Consider the following 25,445-nt stretch of genomic DNA (forward strand, 5'->3'; position numbering starts at 1 on the left):
AAAACATGAACAAAAAACGCTACTTCAGTTTTCTTTTTCTAGTATTAAATACCATGGTACTTTCTGCTCAAGAACGTCAAACGGCAGAGTTTGGCAAACCCACCGAAGAGGAGCTAAACTCATCATATAGCGAAAAATTTCCTGATGCCGCTGGTGTGGTGTTATTTGAAAAAGGCGACACCCACTTTAAAGTTACTGAAGGCCAACTATTTATATTTAAGGAAGTTCATAAAAAAGTAAAGGTGTATAATGCTAAAAAATTCACTTATGATATAGTCTCCATTCCACTACACAAAACCCATTATGACACCGAACTACTAACATCCCTTGTAGCTTATACACATAATGGTGAAGAACGATCTCAAGTGGAAGAGAAAAATATTCTAGAGGAACAAAAAGATAAAGAGGTGCTACTTAAAAAGTTTGTATTTCCCAACATAAAAGACGGTAGTGTACTCGAATATCATTATGTTGTTAAATCGCCGTTTTATTTTCATGTAGATAGTTGGAACTTCCAAAACCTCCTTCCAACCTTGTATTCGGAATATAAAACCAAGGTACCTTCAAATCTAGTTTTTAGAAAAAAAATCATCGGAATGGAATATCTGGATTACAATGAAAGTTCCATACAAGAAAATTGTTTTTACATTCCAAACAGAGACCTCGGAAACTGTATTATAGACACTTTTATAATGAAGGATGTACCTGCTTTTAGGGAAGAAAGGTTTATGTTATCCCTTAAAAATTATGTGTCCAGAGTAATGTATTCGCTCGAAATTTATTTTAGTTTCTATGGTAAAAGAATAGATTACAGTACCACTTGGCAAGAGTATGATAAAAAGTTAGAAGAAAAGGACTGGTATAAAAAAAGAAAAATTTCCTATTCATTTTTTAAACGGAAAATTCCTAAAGATCTTCTTACTATTAGCGATAATTTAGAGAAAGCTAAAGCTATATTTTATTATTTTCAAGAGCATTATACATGGAACAATTATGTGGGTGTAAATCCACGTGACATTACAGATGCATACAAGGATAAAGAGGGCACCCAATCACAAATAAACCTATCCTTATATAACGGCTTAAAGGTTGCCGGGTTAAACCCAAGAATATTATTTTGCAGTAGCACTTACTATAGTGTTCCCGATGAAAAGGAACCGCTTTTCACAAATTTTAATTATTTATTGTTACAGATATTAATAGATGGTAAGGAGTACGTTCTTGATGCCTCTAGAAAAGAACTGCCCTTCGGTTTGATACCAACACAGGCTTTAAACCTCAAGGGACGAATTATAAACTTTAACACTGTAAATCATTGGACTCCTATACGCCCTTCTATTAATAGTCAACATACTGTAAGAGCAAAACTTACTGCAAATGAAAACGATACCTTTAAAGGAGAAATTTCAGAATCGCATAGTGGCTACCTAGCTTTAAAAGAGCGAGAAAGACTCAACGTAATGAGTATTAATAAATATAAGACAGAAAAAGAAACGTATTTTAAAAATTCGATTATCAATGATTTTAAAATTACGGACAGAGATAATAAAAAGATACCTATAAAATTCTCTTATACTACAACTGTTGAAACTGAAAAGGCTGGAAAAAAGATAATTCTAAACCCCATATTTTTTGAAACTTTCTTAGATGAAAACCCTTTTAAATTAGAAGATCGAACTTATGAGGTGTATATTGGCTACCCTTTAAGTAATACATACCTTATTACTATAAATTTAAACGATATATACAAAGTAGAACAATTACCAAATAATACCCATTTAAAACTCCCTAATAACGACGGCGCAATTTCTGTTATTTACAATGCTACTCAAGAAACAATAAATATTCGTCTAAACTTAACACTCAATAAACATCAATTTCCAGCAGAAGCATATCAAGGTTTGAAGGAGTTTTTTTCGCAACTAATGACGATTCAAAACCAACAGCCTATTATATTGAAAAAAAAGTAAAAAATATTACTCTTTTCCATCTACATAATCCTGTAAATAACCAAAGTTTTTAGTCAATTTGCCTTCACTAGTTGTCATCTTGGCTCGTGCTAAAATACCATCTTTATCACCGTTGAAAAAAGCAGGAATGACACTTTCCAAAAACATCTCTCCAAAGCCTTCACTGGCGTTTTTGGGTAGTTCGCAAGGCAAATTATCCACGGCCATTACAGTAATCGAACCAGGAATATCGTAAAAAGTTTCTTTTTCGGTGACAGGGTCATACCCATAAAACGGATCTTCAATGGTTGAAGGTCGTATGGTACTAGCCACAGGGCCATCGATATCGCACGATACATCGGCTACCAAATTAATATTGAAGTGTGGATGGCGGGCATCCTCTCGAGTAAATAGATAAGGCGCTCCCTCTCCGTGAAAATGACCGGCGATAAAGAAATCGCTCACTGTAGCAAATCGCATAAAGTCACTTTCGTAGCCCGAAGGATTGTTGTAAAATTCACGCTTATTACTAGGCAAACCATCTGTGCGTTTGTTGTAATCCAATACATCGATCATGCAATACACCGGCTGGTCAAAATCCTTAGTAAGGTAATCGGTAACGTTTACTTTTTTTATGTTTAAATAATCCAGAATTTCTTTAGCACCGTAAGCCACTTTCCCACTTCCGCTAAGCAGGATTTTGATGGTTGGTACTTTAATTTTGTCTAATTCTTCCTTAACAGCATCTAAATCGGGTAAGACATCTACTTTTTCCAAGTTAAACAACTTATCACGTAACCCTAAAGCTCTAAAGCCATTGTAAGCGCCTACTAATCCTGCATAACGCCCAAATCCAATTAAGCGACTCCCATTTTTTTTGGTAATAGTTTCGTGATCGTATAACTCTATGCTTTTCTGAAGAACAGCCTGTAACAACTCACGGTTATAAGGTTGTTTTTTTATTGTATGGCTAAAAAAGAAATATTTTTTGTTAGGTATTAATGCCTCTACTGGTACTTCTTTCACGCCCAAGAGCACGTCAGCTTTTGAAATATCTTCTTGTACTTCTACGTCTGCTTTTCTATATGCTTTATCATGAAAAATTCGAATATCAGATGTTTCAGCTATAATACGAGCGTCTGGGTATTGTTTTATGACTTCTTGACACATTATTGGTGAAAAAACGACACGACGGTCGGGTGGATTTTTACGTTCTTTGATAAGTGCAAAGGTTATTGCCATATGGAATGCTTTTTGTATAATTATAATTGTCTTTTCATTTTTGAACAGACAGCTCCAAAGATATGGATTTTCATGTATCTTTGTTAGTTCGTAGCTAGTAGAATGTGATTGTAAATTACTACATACTGGCAACAGTTTATTACAAAAAAGGGGCCGACTGGTTTTGACAGCGGGTCTTATTGTATTGTAAGCATGCCGAGCGCCGGGACACAGCTCGTAAATATCATGTTTCAAACTTTTTTAAACGGCGAGAATAACTACGCCCTAGCAGCATAATCTGAATTATAGTAGGATATGCCTCGGCCCGTAAGACGGGCATGCAGGAAGTCACTCAAAGGCCTTGGTTTGCGGCGTTTGACTTAGTGGCTTCGTAAAAGTAAACCTAGCTTGTGTAGGGCTTTGATGCACTTGCGAAATTTAAGCGAAGATAAGGAGTGCGTTGGTAGTTTCCGACCGGCAAGCTCACGAAAATTCAAATGGAAACTAAGCATGTAGAAAGCAGTATAATTGCGCGTTTGGACGGGAGTTCGAATCTCCCCGGCTCCACTAATATAAACAAAGCCACGCTAATTAGCGTGGCTTTGTTTATTAAAACTACTATAACTCAAATTATTCTTTTAAAAATCTTTTTGTTATAAAACCATCTGCTGTATAAATCGAAATAAAGTATAAAGCACTTTCCAGTTTAGAGACATCGACAGCCCCATTGTTTTGGTTATTTAACTGTTTTTCTAATACTTTTCTTCCACGTATGTCAAATACTTCCACCGTCGTAATAGGTGTATTCGGTGAGGTAATATTCAATATACCATCTGTAGGATTAGGAAATACCGAAATAGTCTCTAATACATTATCTGAAGTATTCAATACCGTCCCTTTGTATAGTATCTTAAAACGGTTATGGTACGTTCCTACATTACTACTGAAGGTATAATCCTCTTGGCTTAAATTGGTTAGATTTCCATTTTTAGTATCCAATAGATACACTGTAGCATCGCTTACATTAATCCCTTCAAGGTTGTGGATACTGATTCTGTAGGTCTGTACTTCTTCTATCTGTGTAGAAAAACTCAGCATCACTTCATCTTCAATATCAAAAGGCTTACGACCTTGAATAACCAATTGTTCTCCAGTTTCCAATTCAGAATATATCGATACAGGCGTTGCCAATCGTTTACTGTCAACTCCATCATCAAATCCATCAGTGGTTACCTCAGAATAGCCTATCATTGTTGTGCTTCCCAGTTTATAAGCATCATTAAACACATTAACCCATACACGGTCTTTTTCTATTTCATTGTTTCGGTATGTATTATTGTTATCGGTTACTCGCATGGCGTTGTTGAAAACTACCGTTCCTCCACTGTTTGGCTTTACTCCAAATCCTTGTCCCGAAGCAATATACTCATTAGGTGTCGCCCCGCCATTTGCTGCTGGTACGCCTCCCATTGTTTCATTGTATATGGAAATATCGCCCATATCATAATTACTGACATTGTAGCCTGGGTAATTTGATGGTGGGTTCAAGTGTTCCCAGAAATACACATCGTCTATCATTGTGTTATCGTCAAAAAACACATCTACATCTATGGCTGAAGCATACGGGTTACCCAATATGTTCGGACTTCCATTTTGTGTACCGTTATAGCCCAGTGTAAAGCTAATTACACCATTGTTAAGGGTTCCTTGGTCAAACTCAAAATCATAACTAGCAGGAGTTCCAATAGTCGGCGTGGTCTGGGGCATCATTAAATACCCTTCCCCGGGGTTCATCATCCCTACGTATTGTTGCCAGTTATCACCATTGTCATCAGCAAAGTTATTGGCATCTGGAAAATCATCTTCAACATCTTGATTGGGCACAAAATTACTCGTTATATGATTTCGGAATTGTATCGGGTTGCCAAAAGCAGCTTTTGTATCTTCAGTCATTGGGCTGGAGGCGATCATAAAACCTCGATTGCCAATGCTCGGACTTGTTTTTTCAACTGTAATAGTTCCGTTGTTAGTCACAGTGGCATTGTCATCTACTTGTACTACACTACCTTCGTGGACTATCACTAAACTGGCACCACTATTTACGGTGATATTTCCTTCTACCTTCATATAATCCCCACCACCAACGGTAACTTCAGCATTATTCCCTACTTCACAGGAACAGGCATCAATATCGGCGGTACTCGTATTATAATTTGAATTGAAAATAGCTTTCTTACTGGTATCTGGCACGCCATTATCCCAAGTACCGGTATAGGTAGTGGTTGGGCCTTCTACTGTGACGATGGCTTCACAAGTAGCTATGCCCCCGTTACCATCATCGGCGGTAACTGTTACTATATTATCTCCTATATCCTTACAGGTAAAATCCATTTTACTCAAAGAAAGCACTACAGGGTTTCCGCAATTATCGGCTAAATTATTAGTTATCCCAGGGACAAAAGCTACATAATCATTGTTGGCAGTCCAAACCTGATTGTTTCTTCCGGTAGCGGCCAGAGCGGCTGTCCCGTCTGCATTTTCTATTCCCATCGTTCTAGATCCGCCATTATTTTGAACATCTGTACTATGGATTTCAATTAAGGAAGACCCTTCATATATTTGTACTTGAGCGGTGATTGTAGCAGCATCATTATATAATGGTACGCCTACAAAATCAATTACTAATTTCCTGTTTGGAGCTGTTCCAATGGTCTCATAGTTTATCGCACCCCCATTATTTGGGCTCAAATCATCCCAAACTACGGCAATCATATTGTTAGGGGTATTGGCATTTGGTAATGCAGTAGGTGTATAAGAAGAACTCCCAGTCATTCCACTCCCGTCAAAAGAAATAAAACCATTGGATGCAATATAAAAACTTGAATAGGTGTTTCCATAGAAACTAAAATCAAAACCAATTGGCAGTGCAGTTGTACCGTTATCATCTCCCAAAGAAATCGGAGTACCTGTAATGGTTTCCAGAGCAAACGTTCCAGATTCATCTAAGGTATATGTAGAGGTATCGGGAATCGTGTTGGCTATCACGTCTGAATTTTCAATAGAAGCATTCCCAGCTCCATCTAAGGTTATGCTAGTATTTTTACAAATAAGATCGGGTAAACCGTCTGTAATTTCTATGGTATCAATCAAAGCAGTATTACTTCCAGGATTACAAGCATCTGATACAGTATAGGTAATGCTCGCCGTTCCGATACCCGCTATTGAAGGATCAAAAGTAAATGTTGTACCATTACCATCATCACTAACCCCCGTACCACTGTAGATACCCCCTGTTGGTGTTCCACCACCCAAACCTGATTGGATACCAGCGGTAACACATAAAGTTTCCGGAGCTGTATTAAAAAGAGCAATATTAGGCGGCATATCAAATGCCTCCGTACCATCTGTAATACTTGTTGAAGAGCCTTGACTGGCACTAAAACCTAGACCGCGACGGGCAAAAGCTTTCCAAATAGTACAATAATTAGCTCCTCCATATAACGCTTGGTCTGCTGCAAGAATGGCATCCCTTCCATCTACAAAACCAGGGCCACAAGGCTGTAATTTTAAACCTTCCATGACCAAGTTCATAGCAATATTATTCCCTCCGTTTCCATTATAAATATCAGGATCGAATCCGTACACATCAATGAGGTCCCACGTCATGTCCCATAACATTACAGCCCATATTTCTCCAACCCCATGAGGCACTACTGCAGATTTAACAGCATCATAGGTATGAGGATTTTCAGCAAGGTCGGTACTGTATCTATAAGTTCTAATACCTTGACCATTAGGACCTTCTCCTAACAACCATGTTCCCACACCACGGGCATCGTCACCTTGTTCGCCGACGTTCATGGTAAATACAAGCCCAAAGAAATCACTCCATCCCTCACCCATTTGTTCTGGGTGTGTAAATCTGTTTAAACAGTTTGAATCTCCAGCACCGCCGGTTAAACGGGTAGATATCCCATGACCATACTCGTGTGTAATAACAGCATTGTCAAAATCACCATCCCGACTATTACATACATACATCTGCATTCTTCCTTTATTACCGTCGACCGGGGTAGAAAAATTAGCGTTACATGTACCAGAACCATCTTGAGCTTCAGCACGTACTGAATCGCCTCCTATTCCACCATTTCCGTAGTTATTAATTTGAAAATTTCCTGAAGCTTCATCAAAACCATATTGATAGGTAATATCATGTATTATATTAGACCAATAAAACACATTGGTTACCGCTGCATCAATACTACGATCTCCATTAGAATAAACAGGGTTGAAAGGATCGTTGAAAACCAAACCTGCGCCTCCAAATGCACGTTCGGAATTATCACCTTCTCCAGTTCCTGTTTGAGTACTGCTACTGTCATCATAGGCATCAGCATTGTTACCAACCGTATATTCAGACTCTGCACCTGCCACACCATCGGTGTCATGCCAGCCATAGGGAGAAGCCACTGCATTATCTGGATTTGTAACGACACTTCTTGAGCCAAAATTGGGAGACTCTAAGGGTAGTTCTATTACATTATAACTCCCCACCATAGAAGTGGGCTCATTTTCGACTGTATATATCGGTTTTTCTTCCTTAACAATACCTTCATTATTTAACTTTGAATGGTGTTCGTGAGATTCTTCAATACAAGAAACTGTAAAGTTTACCTTATCGATTATTTGACCTGTTTGAGCATCTACCCTAAAATTCCACCAATCTGAAGAGTTTTTTTCTTCTACGGATAATTCCCAGATTAATGTAGTACCTACTCGTTCTCTATAATAATACATTAATTTAACTGGGATTTTAGAGTTGGAAATACCAGCTTTACTGTAAACTGCCGCCTTATTTTTACCTTTTTCAGAAGTAATCTGACCTAAGTTTTTAACTGCGCCATAATTCATTTGTTGTGCTACCGAACGAATAGCTTGCTCAGCTTGTATAGAACTAGAAGTGTTTAGCAAGGTATTATTAATGTTTTCTAAAAAATTTGAATGCTCCGCAACAACCTTTCCGGTGGCATCCAAGTGAACGCTAGACTCCGTTCCTACCACTTCAAGATCACCAATGGCCTGCCGTAAGTATATATGGCGTATGCCTGTTGTAGAACTTACATGCTCCGCCGTAATTACATAATCAGGGCTTTTTTGTTGAATCAGTTTTTTTAAATCAGCCGAAGCTTTTTGCACGACATCTTTTTTAGTAGTTTTTGGACGGGTGGATTGATTTGGGTTTACTTGTGCGATGGCAAAAAGTCCACTTAAATAAAATACTATTAAAAAGAGTAAATTGAAATTAAAGCTCAAGCTGGAAGGTTCGTTATGCGTTTTCATCGTTTGGAAGGTTTTGGTTAGTTAGTAAAACATCTTTTTTTAACATCGATAAAAAAGGACTATGTCATCCTTTAAAAAGCAACGGGTTCTTTTAATTGGTGGAACTATTTCTATATTCTCCTTTTTTTTTATAATGGTATAGTCTGTTCTTCGTCTACAAGGTATCTTTTTATTGTGAATTTCACAACTACAAAACTCCCACAAATTGTTATTTTATAGGTGTTTATGTGCGATTGGTCGAATAATTACAATGCTCTTTAAAGATCATTACTTATAAGAGCTTGTATCATGGTATTTTTAAAGTAAAGCCATTTCAAAAAAAAAATGTTATATTTTCCAATAGTACCATGTGTGCATAAAGTATCCTAGATGAATGGAAAGGTTTAAGAAAGCCACTTTTTTTAGTGCTTCATATGTTTGGTTGCATTACACACCTTGTCTATCTTGAAAGCTTCTAATACAACTTACAACTCCATTTTTAAATTAACCCCAATGAACATACTATACCTCCATGGCCTTGACAGTAGATTAAACAATGAAAAGCGAACGGTTTTAGAAAAGTTTGGAACCGTCTATGCTCCAAACATCGATTACCGAAATAAGCCGAATACTATTAATCAGCTACTTACAACCTATAAAAACCACGACCCAGAAATAAATGTAGTGATTGGTAGTAGTATGGGTGGTTTTGCTGGGTATTATATTTCAGAAATATTAAACCGTCCAGCTTTGTTGTTTAATCCGGCTCTGGCTTCTCGCTCGGTAACACAAGAAATCCCAGATTCTATTATTTCGTCCTTAAATCTTAAACATATTATCTTGGGCGCAAAAGATGACGTAATTGACCCTAATAAAACCTTACAGTTTTTATCTAAAACTACCCTTGCAGAATATCGCATTCATACACTTTTAAACTTGGAACATCGTATTCCAGTTGCTGTTTTTAAAGAGGCTGTGGAAGAGTTTTTTGCTGAGCTTTGTTATTAACCCTAACCCATTTGATTCTATATTTCTTTAATGTCCTTTTTTTTCAAGAGTTTCAGGGTATTACAATAACATTAAATCTTTAGCCAAACATTATATTTTTTACTAACTTACGTTTTAATTAAATTTTATCAAACTATGAAAAAAATTACGTTACTACCTTTACTATTTATCTTATTAACTTTTGGAATGCAGGCACAGGTATTTCCAAATCCATATTGCGAAATAGCAGATCCTTCCGACACTACTGTTGAAGAAATCACTGCCGTTAATTTCGCAGGAACTAACATCACGAACAATGATGCTTCTGCGGTTTTAATTAACAAAACTGAAACGATTATAGGCATTACACCTAGCGAAACCTACACTATTTCAGTGGAAGGAGACACAAAAGGAGATTTCGACAATGATATAGTTGCTTTTATCGATTGGAACCAAAATGAGGTTTTAGATGATGCGAACGAAATTTACGAAATAGGAACGCTTACCAACTCTACAGGAGATGATGGAGTTTCAGTAAGTATGGATATTATGGTTCCTTCTGATGCCGTGTTGGGGACAACGCGTATTAGAATTACCAAAACATACACAGATGAAGATTCCGTTGCTGAAATAGATCCCTGCGCAATTGCTTTTAATCCATTCGGACAGGGTATCTTCCCTGGATATGGACAAGCCTTAGATTTTACCCTAAATGTTGGCACTTTGACAACTGAAAACTTTGATGTTAATTCTTTCTCGGCATACCCAATACCAACACAAAATGTTTTAAATTTAAGTTACAAGTCCGAGATAAGTTCCGTTAAAATTTATAATCTTTTAGGACAAGAACAAGAAGTGTATACACAAAATAAGACAGCATCTACACTACAATTAAACGTTTCAAAATTAACTACTGGAGCCTATATCGTCAAGTTAGTTAGCGAGGAAGGTTACTATAGCTTTAACATGTTAAAACAATAAAAACCAACACAGTTTGTCTTGGCTTAAAAGGCATTTACATCGCTTAGCACAAATTAAATAAACACTGGAAAAATAGTTGGCACTATACAATTGAATAGTGTCAACTTTTCAACAACGGCCTCAGTGTCTCCCACACTGTATTCGCCACTATTTTATGTCCTTCAACAGTTGGGTGAATACCATCGGATTGATTCAATGCCGCAACGCCACCAACATCTTTCAAAATAAAAGGTATAAACGCGAGGTTATTTTTTTCGGCCAAATCTGCGTAAAGTTGTCTGAATCCCTTTGTATAATCCTGTCCCATATTTGGAGGCAATTCCATACCCGCAAGCACGATTGTGGTTTCGGGGCTTTTTTCTCTTACTATGTCGATAATTGCCTGCAAATTAGCCCGTGTTTCAGATAAAGCCACACCACGTAATCCATCATTGGCACCAAGCTCCAATAAAAATATGTCCATATTCTGTTTTATTACCCAATCAATTCGGCTTTTACCACCAGCGGTTGTTTCACCACTTACACCAGAGTTGATCACCGTATATTCTAAACCTAACGAATCAATCTTTTCTTGCAATACGGCCGGATAGGCATCATCGGTATCGTCCAGCCCATAACCCGCGGTAATACTATCCCCAAAACATAAGATCGTCTTTGTTGAAATATCGGTTGCTACAGTATCTTCAATCTGTTCCGCAGCTTTTTTATTTTCAGTTGTTTTTTCGGTTTTTGTATCGCCACAAGACAAAAGAAACAGGGCTATAAAAAAATAACTAAACTTTATGAGTTTCAGCCCAAAAGAAGGTAGTAAATTAATGTGAAAATGATTATTATGTGCGCTGAACATTCGTTGTTATTTAAATTAAGATCATGCCAAAGATATTAAACATTACCAACTTGGAAAAGACATATGCTAGCGGTAACAAGCAATTAACAGTATTGCAAGACATTACTTTCCATGTGGAAAAAGGCCAAACCTTTTCCATTGTAGGACCTTCAGGAAGTGGTAAGACTACCTTATTGGGGTTATGTGCCGGTTTAGATGAACCCAATGCGGGTTCAGTAGAACTTTGTGGACAGGATTTGAAAAGCTTGAATGAAGACCAACGTGCGCAATTACGAAATGAGGAAGTCGGGTTTATTTTTCAGAATTTTCAATTGTTACCAACCCTTACGGCGCTTGAAAATGTAAGCGTGCCTTTAGAATTACAAGGTGCAAAAGACGCCATACAAAAAAGCAGGAATCTATTAGAAAAGGTAGGTTTGGCAGATCGTGTTCATCACTATCCATCACAATTATCTGGTGGCGAACAACAACGTGTAGCACTGGCAAGAGCTTTTGCGAATGCACCTTCCATACTATTTGCAGATGAACCTACAGGAAATCTAGATGCCGAAACCGGTGAAAAGGTAATCCAGTTATTATTAGATCTAAATAAAGAAAATGGAACCACCTTGGTGATCGTTACCCACGATTTAGAGTTAGCCAACCGTACGCAGCAAATATTAACGCTAAAAGGCGGAAAAACAGTTACCAACCAATCTACTCCCGTATTTTGAACAAGTTAAAACCTAACAAAAATATAAATGCACTTTGGCTATTTAAAATGGCGTGGCGTGATGCCAAAGCCAGCAAAGTACGTTTGCTTTTATTTATGGCATCGATTATTTTGGGCATTGCGGCAGTCGTTTCCATACAATTATTCAGCACGAATTTAAAGGATAATATTCAGCGCCAATCAAAAAACTTGATGGGTGCCGATTTTATTATTGATTCTAAGCAAATACCTACAGAAGGAGCGCAAGCAATCATCGATTCGTTAGAGCCTGATGCTCATGAAGTAAACTTTGTTTCCATGGTGGCTTTTCCGAAGAACGGTGGCACCAAATTGGTAAAAGTACGTGGCATGGAAGGTAATTTTCCCTTTTATGGAACTATTGAAACCCAACCGACTGCCGTAGCAAAAACCTATCAAGAGTCAGGGGGTGCTTTGGTAGATGCCACGCTTATGCTTCAGTTTAATGCGAAACCAGGCGATTCTATAAAAGTAGGTGAACTAACGCTTCCCATTGCGGGTGCTTTACAATCGATTCCGGGAAGCTCCGCGATTTCGACTTCTGTGGCACCGCCCGTCATCATTCCTTATCGATTTATAGAAGCTACAGACTTGTTGCAGTTTGGAAGCCGAAAAGAATACCAATACTTTTATAAGGTACAAGATACCGTAAACCTAACCCATCTTGAAGACAAACTCGAACCCGCACTGGATTTAGAAAATGCCGATCTGGACACACATACCAGTACTACCGAACGCTTGGGCAGACGGTATGACAATGTGGGAAAATTTTTGAACTTGGCGGCTTTTATCGCCTTACTTTTAGGATGTATCGGTATCGCCAGTTCGGTACATATTTACATAAAAGAAAAATTAAAAGCCATTGCAATTTTAAAATGTATGGGTGCCTCCAGACTTCAAAGTTTTTTAATTTTCTTGATTCAAATTGCTGGAATTGGAATCATTGGAGGACTCATCGGGTCGCTAATAGGCATCGGAATTCAAGGGTTATTTCCATATTTGCTTAAAGAGTTTTTACCCTTCACGCTTGAAATAACTATTATGGCGCAACCTATTATTATTGGCGTGTTGCTTGGGGTATTTATGTCTGTTTTATTTGCACTGCTACCCTTGTTAAGAACTTGGTATGTTTCACCTCTAGATGTGTTGCGTGTGGATGAAAAATCATCTCAAGAGCCTCGAAAAGTACGGTATCTAGTGTTCGGAACCATTTTGGTATTCCTATTTTTATTTTCATTGTGGCTTATTAAAGATGCGTTGTATGCATTGGCATTTGTAGGCGGCACCGTTATTACTTTTGCGATTTTAGCAGGGGTAGCTTCTTTATTTATAAAGATGGTAAAACGTTTTTTTCCGAAGCATTGGAGCTTTACGGCACGCCAAAGCCTGCTTAACCTATTTAGACCAAACAATCAAACTGTTGTATTAGTCGTTGCTATAGGTCTGGGAACATTTTTAATTAGCACCTTGTATTTTACGAAGGATATCCTTTTAACAAAAACAGAAATTGAGCAGACCGCTAAAAATGCCAATATCATCATTTTGGATATCCAACCTGAACAGCGCGATTCTGTAGCCGAAAGTATTACCGCTAAAGAATTACCAGTGCTCAACAAAATTCCGCTGGTGACCATGCGAATGCATAGCCTCAATGGGACGTTGGTAAATAAACTCCGCCAAGACACTACACGCCAAATACGCGGTTGGATCCTGAACCACGAATTCAGAACTACCTATCGCGATGCGCTTACACCCTCTGAAGAGTTGCTGGAAGGCACGTGGACTCCACAAGTAAAGGAAGACGAGCCTGTTTATATTTCCATTTCAGATAATCTTGCTGAAGATGCTAAACTAAGTGTTGGCGACCCTGTTGTTTTTAATGTGCAAGGGGTGCTAATGGAAACCATCGTTGGCAGTGTACGCCAAGTAGATTGGGCACAAATGCAGCTTAATTTTAGCGTTGTATTTCCTGAAGGCGTGTTGGAACAAGCGCCACAATTTAATGTTTTTACAACCCATGTGGCAGACGAGCAAGGTTCCGCAACCTTGCAACGGGACTTGGTCGCTACATTTCCGAACGTGACCATTATCGATCTGCGACAGGTATATAGCTTGGTAGAAGATATATTAGAGCAAGTATCTTGGGTGATCAATTTTATGGCATTCTTTAGTATTCTTACGGGAATTATCGTACTCATTGGCTCCGTGCGGACAAGTAAATACCAACGGATTAAAGAAAGCGTACTGCTTCGCACCTTGGGAGCCAAAAACAAACAGATACTAAAGATCTCAGCATTGGAATATGTCTTTTTAGGCCTGTTGGGTAGCTTGGTTGGGATTATACTGGCATTAATAAGCAGTTTGTGTTTGGCGCTTTTTGTATTCAACGAACCCTTTGTACCATCCTTTATTCCATTTGTGGTATTTGTACCGGGAATTACCCTACTGGTGTTAGCAATTGGCTTAAGCAACATCCAAACCGTACTGCGTAGTTCGCCATTAGAGGTGTTGCGCAAAGAAGGTTAGTTTATAAGAAGATCTCGAAAAGCGGCTATTTCAGGCATTCCCGCCAATTTTTCGTATATTTTATAGTATGAAGCCCAAAAAACACAACTACCTCATCCCACTACTATTCCTCTCCATAGCCATACTATTGTTTGGTTGTGCCGAAACAAAAAAACAGAAGAAAAAAATGACCACCATGACCTTAACCGCAACGGCCTACAATTCGGTGGAGCACCAAACCAAAAAAGGAAATCCGTCCCTAGCAGCTTGGGGCGATATTTTAGAACCCGGAGAACGCGCTATTGCCGTTTCGCGCGACCTCATCAAATTGGGACTGGATCACAACGAGGAAATCGAGATCTATGGCCTACCGGGCACCTACATTGTAAAAGACAAAATGCACAAACGCTGGAAACAGAAAATCGATATCTATATGGGATTAGATGAAAATGCCGCCCGCAACTGGGGCAAGAAGAAAGTGGAGATTCGGTTTAATAAAAGGGATCGGCCGCATGATAAGTTTTCTAGGCAAGCGGAGGATGCTAGGTAAGGAAAGATTCCCTTTTTTGTACTAAGAATTATGGGCCTGTCGTTTTATCCTGCAATTGCCGGAATTTTGAGGGTGACATCCCCGTTTTCTGTTTAAATACACGATTAAAACTGGTTTTGGATTGAAATCCACAATCGAAGGCAATGCTTAATAGAGTATATTTTTCGTTCCCTTCTTTAATCAGTTTTTCTTTGACTTCTTTAACGCGATAGTCATTTATAAAATTATAGAAATTAGTGTGAAGATGCTGATTAAGCAGTTCCGATAGCTTTTTATCAGTAATATCCAACTCCTCTGCCAATTGAGAAAGACTTAATGATTCATCTAAATATGGTTTTTTAGTGATGAGCAATTCATTTAATTTATTTTTAAGTCCTTCAATTTCTCGTGGGGTAAATACATCGAGTTGTCGTACTGGTTTTATAGAGCTTTCAGCCTTCACTTTAGGATTTTTCAAAGGTTTCTGGTTACTGCTAGCTTGTTCTTCTAATAAAAAATGTGGTAATAAAATTTGCGATTGAAACATCCCTTTATATCCTAACACACAATATAAAAGAATTAGAGCCACTGCTATGAGCGTACCAATATTCCATGGGATTCTTGGAAAGATCAGTTCGTAAACTGAAAAGAAACTATCTACTACTACAATGCAAAACAACCCAATAATTAAATAGGAAATCCACTTGAGATTGCTACTTTCAACAAAAGAATACGTTTGTTCCCGTGCTTTTCGAATGGATTCTACCAATTGAAAAGACATCCAAATATAGCCCAGAAAGTATGCATTTTCAACTAAATTAATATAATCTGCTATTTGAACATATTGTGTGTGATATGCTTTAAACAAACCAAAAACCATACTTAATGCTACTGGCAATGAAATTGCAATCCAATACATGTAAAAGGGTATTAGATGAACCAACAATGGTTTTATAACTTTATTTAGGGGCTGTATAAGAGACCGAATGTAAAATAAGAGAAAAGGACCTAATAAAAAACCGGAGCCACTTCCAAATAAAACGGCAATCCCCCCTAAAGGGCGTGATGTATGTAAATAGGCGTAGTAATACAGTAAAAAGAAAATAGAGTTAATAAAGAAAACCGATAAGAGTTTCTTTGAAAAGCCCGTATTTGATTTCAATAAAAAGACCACCAATAAGAATAGCAGGGACATCCCTGCTATTAATATAAAGTCTACAAACATTGCCCAATTTTCCACGTTGAAAAATAGCATATAATTTGCTAAAAAACAACGTGGCCTTCTTATCTGATTGCTACCGTTTTATAAATTTAAAGCTATTTTGATTGGCTATTGTAAGCACATAGAGTCCGCTTTTTAAGCCATCAACTGGTATTTCTAAATTTTCTGTTAGGGTCCCATTTGCTATTTTTTGGCCTATTAGATTATAAATAGTATACTTTTCTCCCAATAGTTTGTCAGTTGTCTGTATGCGTAAACGACTAGTAGTCGGATTGGGATACACTTGAATGGTATCGAGTTTATTTGTAGATGTACTGAGTGTTCCGTCTATAAATTTAAACAAGTAGTTATCTCTAAAATCGATACTAGTTACTTCTTCGGTTTCAGTAGGAAGCGGATTTAAATCTACTGTTGTTTCAAACTGAGCCGCTAAATAAATATTATTTTCGTCATCAATTCCTAATTGATGGGTATCGATAAAGCCTACCCCTCCAAATTGATAAGCACTTACAAATTCTCCATCGGAATCTAAGCTAAGCAAAAAAGCCTGAGACGGGTTCGTAGACTCATTAGAGAGCATAAATTCTTCCGTTGGATCTGGGTTAAAATCTGCAGTACCACTAAAGTATCCAGTAGTATATACATTTTCATTAGCCCCCACTACTATATCGTAAGTAAAATAAGCATTATCAGAAGCCATATGTTTAGCCCAAGCTACACTACCATCTGCTAATACTTTTAGTACAAAACCGTTATATGCTTCATTACTAGTAAAGGTATACTCACTACTTCCTGATGCTGGAGCAAAATTAACTGTACCATCAAAATTACCTGTAATATACATATTGTTACTAGTATCATACGCAATTGCATATACATTGATGTTCCCTCCTTCTGTAAGGGCTATATTCGTTATAGCTCCGGTTTCATCAATTTGCATCGTATAGCCTGCAAAACCTGTTCCTGAGGCCGTAACTGTATACTCCTCAATAGGGCGGGGATCTAAATCTGTAGTTCCTGCAAAATAACCTGAAATAAATAGTTCACTACTACTCTTTACAGAAAGGTCAAGGGCTAAATCTAAATCCTCTCCGCCATAACTATAGACATTTACAAAATTGCCTGCACTGTCCAACTGTAATAAAAAAGTATCACTCCCTCCTTGACTCGTTAATAATGCTTCTCCTAGATTGGGGTCAAAATCTACAGTTTCATATAAATACCCTAGAATATATACGTTTCCTAATTCGTCTACATCAATAGAGGTCGATTCTTCATATCCGGTACCGCCTACACTCTTTGCCCAAACAAATTCTCCATTGCTAGTAAGTTTTAGTATAAAAATATCACCTCCACCTTGTGAGGTTAAAAGCCATTCGCCTCCGCCAGGGTTAAAATCAACCGTTTCATCAAAATAGCCGGTGACGTAAACATTACCTTGACTGTCTGTTGTGATACCCGTACCATAATCAAACATAGCTCCCCCTATACTCACTGCCCATTCTAGATTGCCTTCTGTATTGGTCTTTTGAACAAACACATCATAAAACCCGTTGGAAGTAAGGTTGGATTCGTTATTGGTAATATCAAAATCGGCGGTATCTGTAAAATATCCGGTTACGTAGCTATTGCCTTCCGCATCCACGTGCATTTTTTTTACGACATCCTCTCCAGCACCTCCAAATCGGCCACCCCATTCATAGGATTGTGCGAAGGTGGTAAACGAGATACAAAGACAAAAAAGCCATACACTATAATTTTTAATCATCATATTATTGAAATTTAAACAAGGTTAATTATTAATTTATGAAAACAAATAAACCCATAAAAAACCAATTACGTGCTCCATTGGAAGCAGTGAACCCTATTTATAGCCCCCTAAAAGTCTGGAACGACGTAAAAATTCTATATATATGATTTTCGACATCCGTTCGTTATCCAATTCATTTTACCTTGGTTAACCATCCCAAGAATACCAAACGGGGCAATTTAAGAAAACGAAAGTTTAAGGTTTGGTTTTTCTGTACAAAACAATACAAAAAAAAGGCTGCTCATACTGAGCAGCCTTACCTGTTAAAAAAATACAAATAGATTCCGGATTACTAACTAAGTAAATTTATTCTTTTAATAAGCGGAAACTCTTTTTACTGCCATCAAGGGTTACTTCCATAAGGTATACACCTGGGCGTAACGTTGCCATATGCATGGTCATGTGTGAAGCGTTAGGGGTAGCTTCTTTCATTACTTGACCTAATAAATTGTAGATTACAACCTGGTCGATAGACTCTTGTGCTGAAAGCGTCAATTCATTTTCTATAGGGTTTGGATAAAAAGAAAAGCTCGTAAAGCTATTCGAAGCTACCGTTAATTCCATAGTTGTAAATGGGATAGGCCCTTCAAACACACTTTCTGTATCACTACTACACAGAGCACGTACGTACACATCATATTCGGTATTGGCATTTAAGTTGTCTATTGTAATACCAGGATCGCCATCGGTATCTATCTTAAAGAAACCTTCTGTAGTAGGATTGAATCCTATTGAGCCATATCTAACTTCCCATTCGGTTTCAGTTCCGTTTACACGCCAACTTACATCAGCAGTCGTGGTTGTTACATTAGCCACTTCTATATTACTAGGAGCTGGACAAGCCATACCATCGTCACGTACTTCTATACAAAAATTTCCTTCTTCGCCGTTATAGCCATTAATTTGAACATAGTAGGTTTCCCCTGCTGTAAGTGCTGTTAACTGTACAGTAGATAAGTATTCGCCATTACCTGCATCTACATCATCGTTACAACCTATTTCAGCCCCCATAGTGGTGAGATTTGTACAATCTGAAGGCGCTTCATATACCGTCATTTGTGTATCTTCCAAATCACTTGCTCCTATATTGGTAGTTACCGTTACATTTCCACTTGCTGGAGCTGTAAACGTAAACCATACTGTGGCATTAGGTATCGGGTTTAAACATGCTCCTTGTGTCTCATCACGTTGTGCCGTTGCCCCTATATTGGCATATGAGTTTCCGTTACAAGTTTGATCTACAATCAAAGAAAGTGCATTACATACATCGTCGTTCACTGGGGGTGCTACCACCGTAGTAAACGTTACCACCTCACTTAAAAAGCTCTCATCGATTGGGTTGCAAATAGCACGAACGTAAACATCATAAGTTATATTTGCTTCTAGACTGGTAAGTGTTTCTCCTAACGTACCATCATTGTCAATTACAAAGGTGCCCCCTGTGGTTGGGTTAAACCCAGTAGGACCGTATAGAATTTCCCATTCTGGTTCTCTATCACCTGGTGTCCAGCTAACTGTTGCTGAATTTGGTGTAATGTCATTAACCACTACATCGGTAGGAGCTGCACAACTCGGTCCATCGTCTTGTACTTCAATACAGAAGGTTCCTTCAAAAGTACCATCACCAAAACTTACAAATCCGTTTACTTGCGCATAATACGTAACCCCCGGAATTAAATCGGTTAAGGTAACCGTCGATAAAAATCCCGTTCCGGTAGTACCTCCATCTTCATCACAGCCTATTTCTTCTCCCATGGTTGTAAAATCATTACAATCACCTGGTGCTGTATATATTGCTAATTCATTATCTGAAAGGGTTCCGCCTTCAAAATCGGTTGTCACTGTTATATTCCCACTTGGTGGTGCTTCAAATGTAAACCACACGGTTTGGTCTCCGGCAGCTTCAAAACAACTTCCTTGTGGCTCGTTAGCCTCAAGCGTAGCACCCACATTGGTAAAGCTACCAGTAGTACAACCTTCGTCCACTATTAATGGAGCTGCATCACAGATATTATCATTTACCGGACGGGTTTTTACCGTTAACGGTCCTGTAAAAGCACTGTTTCCATCGCTTCCTCCACATTGTGCTTGCACATATACATTATAAATATGGGCCGGAATAAGATCTGTTATAGTACCATTAGGGTTGCTGTTTACCTGTAATGAGGTTCCTTCTGTTTCGGGATCAAAACCAGGCTCACCGTATTTTAACATCCATTCTGTTTCAGCTCCAACTGGACTCCAGCTTACATCTGCTGTGGTAGCGGTAGTAGCATCGGTTATTAAATCAATTGGTTTAAAACAAGATGTAGTTTCGGTAAAAGAAATATCATCTACTGACATATAAAATGGAAAGAAACCACTATTTATTTTTCCCTTAACTCCAATATATATGGTTTCTGAACGTGTTGCAGTGAATGAATTGGTTACTTCTTGATAATCACCACTGGTTATTTGGGTAACTGGTACTATTTCTTCCGTCATAGCACTGGCCGTATTCGAAGTTCCATACTTTACTGAAATCTCTGCCCCAGCTGAATTACTTTGTCTCGCATATAACGTAAAGGTATAATTTACATCTGTTTGGACCGACACTGGATAATACATCCAAGTTTCGCTTCCGTACGTCAAGTAAATATTCCAATCGCCCGTTCGCGGTGCTCTATCGTCATTGGTAATGGAGGAGTTTGTTTTCCAATACGTATTGCTTATCAACTCTTGAGACCAACACCCATCTAGCTGATTTCCATCGGCATACCCACTTTCAAACCCTTCATTAAAGGGGGTTCTAGCAGGCATACAAGGAGTCTGTACTTGTAAAGGCCCAGCTTGTTCGCTTTCATCTGTTCCCCAAGCACATATTGCTCTTACATATATATCATACGTAGTGTTTGGTGTTAGGTTAATTAAAGTAGCGGCAGGTGTACCTGAAACTACAAGTGTTTGTCCATCTCTTTCTGGATCGAATCCTATTTCTCCATAGGTTACCGTCCACTCTGTCTCGTCTTGTCCTTCATTCCAACTAACATCTACCGAGGAAGCGCTTATGTTCGCAGCCGTGATATTTGAAGGTTTTGGACAACTAGGTAAAGCAGTAACCGAAAATTCATCAACATACAATTGGAATGCTGGTGGACTTGTTGCTACTATCGCTACATATACATCTTGTCCTGTATAAGAGGCAAGACTATAGCTATAATTTATATACTGCCCTAGATCATCTACATCGGCAATAGTGATTTCAGACCCTAATACTACTGTAAAATCGGACGGTCTTGTCCCTGTAGTAGATAATTTAACGTCGAAGGTTTCTGGAAATGTAGCTCCTGTACCTCCAGCATAAAAAGAGACTTGATCTGAAATACCCGTATTTACTGTAAATTGAGGGCTAATTAAATAATCGTCATGTGGATTGTCTTCATAATTAATACGAACTCCACCAACACCGCGGTAGCTATGAGCAGTTTGATGCTGCCACGTTCCCCCTTGACCATCGTTATCATCTATCGTCCAATCGCGTGGGATTTCAGTATCAAAACTTTCTAAAAATTGGGCTGAACTCTGCCAAGTAGTCAAAATGAGTACTATAACAAAGGTTAAAACTGTATTATTTTTCATTCCTTTATCTTTATAACTTACTGTTTATCTCAATTAGTTTTTAAGTACTTTTTGAATAACTTTTGAACCGTCTTCAAGCGTTACATTTATAAAATAAACCCCACTGCTATAGCTTGATGTGTTTAATGTTATATTGTTTTTGTTTAATGCATTAACTTCTTGTAGTAATACGCCACTTATGGTATAAACCTTTAGTTGAGTTATTGCATTTGACTGACTTTCTATATGTAAGTCGTTCTGTGTTGGGTTAGGGTATAAGCGAATTTGATTAGCAAACACTTCATTATTTTCTCCACCTAATAAGGTTGGATCCTTAAATATATAAGCTGCTCCTGCATCTCCTATTTCGTTATCTCCATTTACGTCATGGTCTTCTCTTGGTGACCCCACAATTACTTGATCTTCATACATTGCTACACACCATCCATAAAAATCTTCGCCTTCTGTATCTTCACCCTGGATTCGTTGATCTTCTACCCATGTACCTGATGAAGTTTTTTTATACATAAAAACTTCCCCCACTTCATTACCATAAATATGTGGTGCTGACACCATAATCATATCTTCTTGAATATCAGTAGACCATCCAAATTGCGTTCGATCTGTTGTAGGATCGCTCATTACTATTTGCACCTCTTCCCAAATACCTTCTGAATTTTTTTCAAAAATGTAGGCTTTACCCAACTCATTATCTACACCATAGGCTCCTATGACCATTTGGTCATCTAAAATGCTAATAGAGTTTCCAAAGTAATCTTCAGCCACACCATCAGATGCTACTACTGTTTGATCATATTCCCATATACCATCATTATTTTTGGTATACATAAAAACAGCACCTTTAAGGTCATAAACCTTATCGGATCCGACTGCTAATTGATCCCCCGATATTGCCACACCTATTCCAAATGCCTCAGGCGATTGCGGATTAGGAGCCATTATCTTTTGTGTTTCTGTCCAAGTACCTTCTTGCTCGGTAAATATATACACAGAGCCTGTCCAAGCATTCTCTCCTGGCGCTCCCGCAACTATGGTATTATTTTCTGTGGCTAGGGACGTAGGATTCATCCCCATCTTAGCATCACTACTATAATCTGAAGCAATCAATTTTGAATTTAATTCCCAAACGTTGTTATTTTGTTCGTACACATATAATGCACCGGCACGGATAACACCTTCTACATCGGCTCTTCCTGCTGCAACCACTACATAGTCATCAACAAAGGCTGCTCCGCCGCCATATTCTGCTCCATTATTAGAATCGGTTGCAGCTATTTTTTGCATAAAACTCCATTCACCCTCATTATCCTTTGCATACATATATGCAGCTCCTGACGCTCCATTTTCTCGTGAAGCTCCTACAACAGCAAAATTTTCATTTATTGCTACAGAGGTTCCGTATTCAGCTCGGCCTTCTCTGTCTTCACTAACCACTTTAGTCACTTCTTCAAATTGAGCAGTTCCTGTTACACTGGCTAGAAGACATAAAAGCACAGTAATCGTCTTTGTAGTATTCATCTTTATCATATATTTAAAATTTATAATTGGTTACATATTTTGGTCAAAAGAAAACAGGGATGCCTAAAAAAGAATCGAAAATGATAATTCGATTGAAGTAAACAACTATAAAGTAAAAAAGTATGCTTAGACACGTTACTATTAAGAAGCAAAAGAAACCTTTTCACCTTTTTAAACACTCCCTGCTTTTCTTATGATTAACAAAAATTTACTTATTGATAAATATAGAAGTCAGTTGTATGTTTTAAGGAAAAATAACTTGGACATTTCGTGACATGCACAAAATAAAAAGTGACAAAATCAATTAAATCGCTGAAAGATAGGCTTGAAGAGAAATATGGTCTGGAACGTCCATTTTTTTGGAAATACGCTCTTTTCGTTTTCGGCAAGACTGAGAAGTAATGTTTAATAGCGATGCTATTTCCTTATAACTTAAATTCATATATATAAATGTTAAGAATCGGATGTCGTTAGAAGTAAGTTTTTTGTGTTTAGCCATGAGTCTGGTGAGAAAACCGCGATTTAGCTCTTCAAAATGGGTGAAAAAACTATCCCACTGAGTGTCATTTTTAAGATGCGCTTTTAAATCGTTTATTTGAGTTTTAAGCCGGACATCATTGGCTATTTTCACATTGCTAGATAAAGATTGTACCACCTCTTCTATCAATTCATTTTTGCTAGCTAGAGACATAGCTTTAGCCGTTAACTCTCTGTTTTTTCTTTCTAATTCGTTTTTTAGGCGCTCTTTTTCAAGTAATACCATAGCCTCCTTTTGTTGTTGTTGTCTTTCTTGTAGCAAATGATCGCTTTTCTCTTTAGCTAATTCAAGCTCTACAATTTTTTTTCGCTGTTTGTATTTAAGTGCGTTATTTTTATAAAGCCATATAAGAAAGCCCATCACGACAATAACACCTATAATTAATTTGTAGAAAAATTGTTTTTCTTGTTCTCTAATTTTTTTACTCTCTAATAAGTCATGCTTGTAGTTTTGAATTTGGAGTTTCACTTTTTCACTCTTAAAAAGTGCCCCATTTTTTTTTGCATCCAGAGAATCTGAAGCAATTTGTACTGAATCTTTATAGGCCATGGCAATAGGAAGTAAATCCTTGGTTGGATAGAGTGTTGAAAGACGCTCGTAAATCTCTATACGCCCCTCAATATTTTTTTGCTCTCCTCTTGCTATTAATGCGTACTCTCTAGCTTTTTGATATTTATTTTGTTGCTTGTATATATTGCTAATTATTAATAGTAGTGTGATTTTAGAATTTACTGTAGCGCCTTCTGCAACTATAGAAAGGTTATCTAATTGCGGTAATGTTTTTAATGCTAATCTTTCAGCTTGAACTAATTGATTTCTTAATAGCAGGTTTTCAACTCTTGCAATTTTTGCCAATAAGATTACATTCTTTTTTTTATCTAATAAAGGTTCTGCTTCTTCTATATAGGCACTAGCAACATCAACTTTTCCCATTTCATTAGCTAGTAAAGCTAAATTAACAGCGCATGCTCCTATTTGTTCTTTATCTCCTATTTGTTTGGCAATGTTATAAGCCTTTAAAAAATACTCCTCTGCCTTTATGGAGTCTTTTTCTTCTATATATAACACCCCTATATTATTATATACCGTCTTTTTTTGTCGAGCCTCCAGATGGTTTATTGCTATTTCATAGGCTTGTAAATAATACTGCAACGCCTCCCCATAATCCAACATCATATAATAGTTAGTACCAATATTTAACGTTGCTGTGAAAGCTTGTAAATACCATCCTTCTTGAAGAGCCTTTTCTTTTGCTGAAAACAACTCTTCAATAGAAAGAAGGTGTTCCTTTTTTGACATGTACTCTATCCCTAAATCAATACGTTCTATAACTTCCGATTTGGTTTCACTTTGAGCGATGCCTTGTAGTGGCAGCAATAAAGTTAATAACAAAAACAGATGATAATAATAAAAGCGCATTAACCTTTTTTTTTGAAATTAAATGTTAGTAGCGGTAGTTAAACCCTTAGTAACTACTATAATTAATAATCTATGACCTCTATGTTGAATAATATTTATAGAAACACAGCATATTCATAAAAAAAATTACATTAATAAATTTAATTAATATGAATCATGCTTAGTAGCCTATAAAGATAATTGGTTTACGTTTTAAAATTATCTTTTATATAAAGAAAGTTTGTATTTAGTACTCTTGATAAACCCGTACAG

The 25,445-nt window shown here is 37.5% G+C and carries 14 protein-coding genes and 1 other RNA gene; 7 read left to right on the forward strand and 8 right to left on the reverse strand.

Translation table 11 applies throughout. From position 1 onward, the window contains the following. Positions 1–5: 5 nt before the first annotated feature. Positions 6–1,970: a hypothetical protein gene (locus tag DZ858_RS00315; RefSeq protein ID WP_117157592.1), complete on the forward strand. Its 1,965-nt coding sequence runs from the start codon at positions 6–8 to the stop codon at positions 1,968–1,970. A 6-nt stretch (positions 1,971–1,976) separates the two neighbouring features. Here DZ858_RS00315 and DZ858_RS00320 read toward each other — a convergent pair whose 3' ends face one another. Continuing rightward, a complete protein-coding gene (locus DZ858_RS00320) occupies positions 1,977–3,185 on the reverse strand; it encodes an NAD(P)-dependent oxidoreductase (RefSeq protein WP_117159469.1) in 1,209 nt (402 codons plus the stop codon). Between the two features lie 155 nt (positions 3,186–3,340). Here DZ858_RS00320 and ssrA point away from each other — a divergent pair. Beyond that, positions 3,341–3,740, forward strand: a transfer-messenger RNA (tmRNA) gene (gene ssrA / locus DZ858_RS00325). Positions 3,741–3,800: 60 nt separating this feature from the next. Here ssrA and DZ858_RS00330 read toward each other — a convergent pair. Then, entirely contained in the window at positions 3,801–8,510 is a 4,710-nt protein-coding gene (locus DZ858_RS00330; RefSeq protein ID WP_117157593.1) for a M36 family metallopeptidase, read from the reverse strand. Between the two features lie 492 nt (positions 8,511–9,002). On the opposite strand from DZ858_RS00330, the gene DZ858_RS00335 reads away from it, so the two are divergent. After that, positions 9,003–9,497, forward strand: coding sequence for a YqiA/YcfP family alpha/beta fold hydrolase (locus DZ858_RS00335; RefSeq protein WP_147309550.1), 495 nt, complete (start codon positions 9,003–9,005; stop codon positions 9,495–9,497). A gap of 135 nt (positions 9,498–9,632) precedes the next feature. Next, entirely contained in the window at positions 9,633–10,457 is an 825-nt protein-coding gene (locus tag DZ858_RS00340; protein WP_117157595.1) for a T9SS type A sorting domain-containing protein, read from the forward strand. 100 nt (positions 10,458–10,557) lie between these two features. Here the strand turns inward: DZ858_RS00340 and DZ858_RS00345 are convergent, their stop codons facing one another. Further along, a complete protein-coding gene (locus DZ858_RS00345; RefSeq protein WP_117157596.1) occupies positions 10,558–11,304 on the reverse strand; it encodes an arylesterase in 747 nt (248 codons plus the stop codon). Between the two features lie 23 nt (positions 11,305–11,327). Between DZ858_RS00345 and DZ858_RS00350 the strand changes: the two genes are divergently transcribed. The 3 genes from DZ858_RS00350 (at position 11,328) to DZ858_RS00360 (ending at position 15,089) form a co-directional block, all read left to right on the forward strand. Next, positions 11,328–12,017, forward strand: coding sequence for an ABC transporter ATP-binding protein (locus DZ858_RS00350; RefSeq protein WP_117157597.1), 690 nt, complete (start codon positions 11,328–11,330; stop codon positions 12,015–12,017). Positions 12,018–12,064: 47 nt separating this feature from the next. After that, a complete protein-coding gene (locus DZ858_RS00355) occupies positions 12,065–14,560 on the forward strand; it encodes an ABC transporter permease (RefSeq protein WP_117159470.1) in 2,496 nt (831 codons plus the stop codon). A gap of 67 nt (positions 14,561–14,627) precedes the next feature. Next, the gene (locus DZ858_RS00360; RefSeq protein ID WP_117157598.1) at positions 14,628–15,089 is read left to right on the forward strand and encodes an RlpA-like double-psi beta-barrel domain-containing protein; all 462 of its coding nucleotides are present in this window, start codon (positions 14,628–14,630) and stop codon (positions 15,087–15,089) included. A 28-nt stretch (positions 15,090–15,117) separates the two neighbouring features. Here the strand turns inward: DZ858_RS00360 and DZ858_RS00365 are convergent, their stop codons facing one another. From DZ858_RS00365 to DZ858_RS00385, 5 genes are all read right to left on the reverse strand, one after another. Then, positions 15,118–16,293: an AraC family transcriptional regulator gene (locus DZ858_RS00365; RefSeq protein ID WP_158548329.1), complete on the reverse strand. Its 1,176-nt coding sequence runs from the start codon at positions 16,291–16,293 to the stop codon at positions 15,118–15,120. Between the two features lie 70 nt (positions 16,294–16,363). Beyond that, positions 16,364–18,061 (reverse strand): SBBP repeat-containing protein, encoded by a 1,698-nt coding sequence (locus tag DZ858_RS00370; RefSeq protein ID WP_117157600.1) that lies wholly within the window; start codon positions 18,059–18,061, stop codon positions 16,364–16,366. A 345-nt stretch (positions 18,062–18,406) separates the two neighbouring features. Further along, positions 18,407–21,718: a fibronectin type III domain-containing protein gene (locus DZ858_RS00375; RefSeq protein ID WP_117157601.1), complete on the reverse strand. Its 3,312-nt coding sequence runs from the start codon at positions 21,716–21,718 to the stop codon at positions 18,407–18,409. Between the two features lie 33 nt (positions 21,719–21,751). Next, positions 21,752–23,236 (reverse strand): T9SS type A sorting domain-containing protein, encoded by a 1,485-nt coding sequence (locus DZ858_RS00380; RefSeq protein ID WP_239990690.1) that lies wholly within the window; start codon positions 23,234–23,236, stop codon positions 21,752–21,754. A 304-nt stretch (positions 23,237–23,540) separates the two neighbouring features. Next, positions 23,541–25,193, reverse strand: coding sequence for a tetratricopeptide repeat protein (locus tag DZ858_RS00385; protein WP_117157603.1), 1,653 nt, complete (start codon positions 25,191–25,193; stop codon positions 23,541–23,543). Positions 25,194–25,445 lie beyond the last annotated feature (252 nt).

The sequence above is a fragment of the Marixanthomonas ophiurae genome, from assembly GCF_003413745.1.
In the GTDB taxonomy this organism is placed as follows: Bacteria; Bacteroidota; Bacteroidia; order Flavobacteriales; family Flavobacteriaceae; genus Marixanthomonas; species Marixanthomonas ophiurae.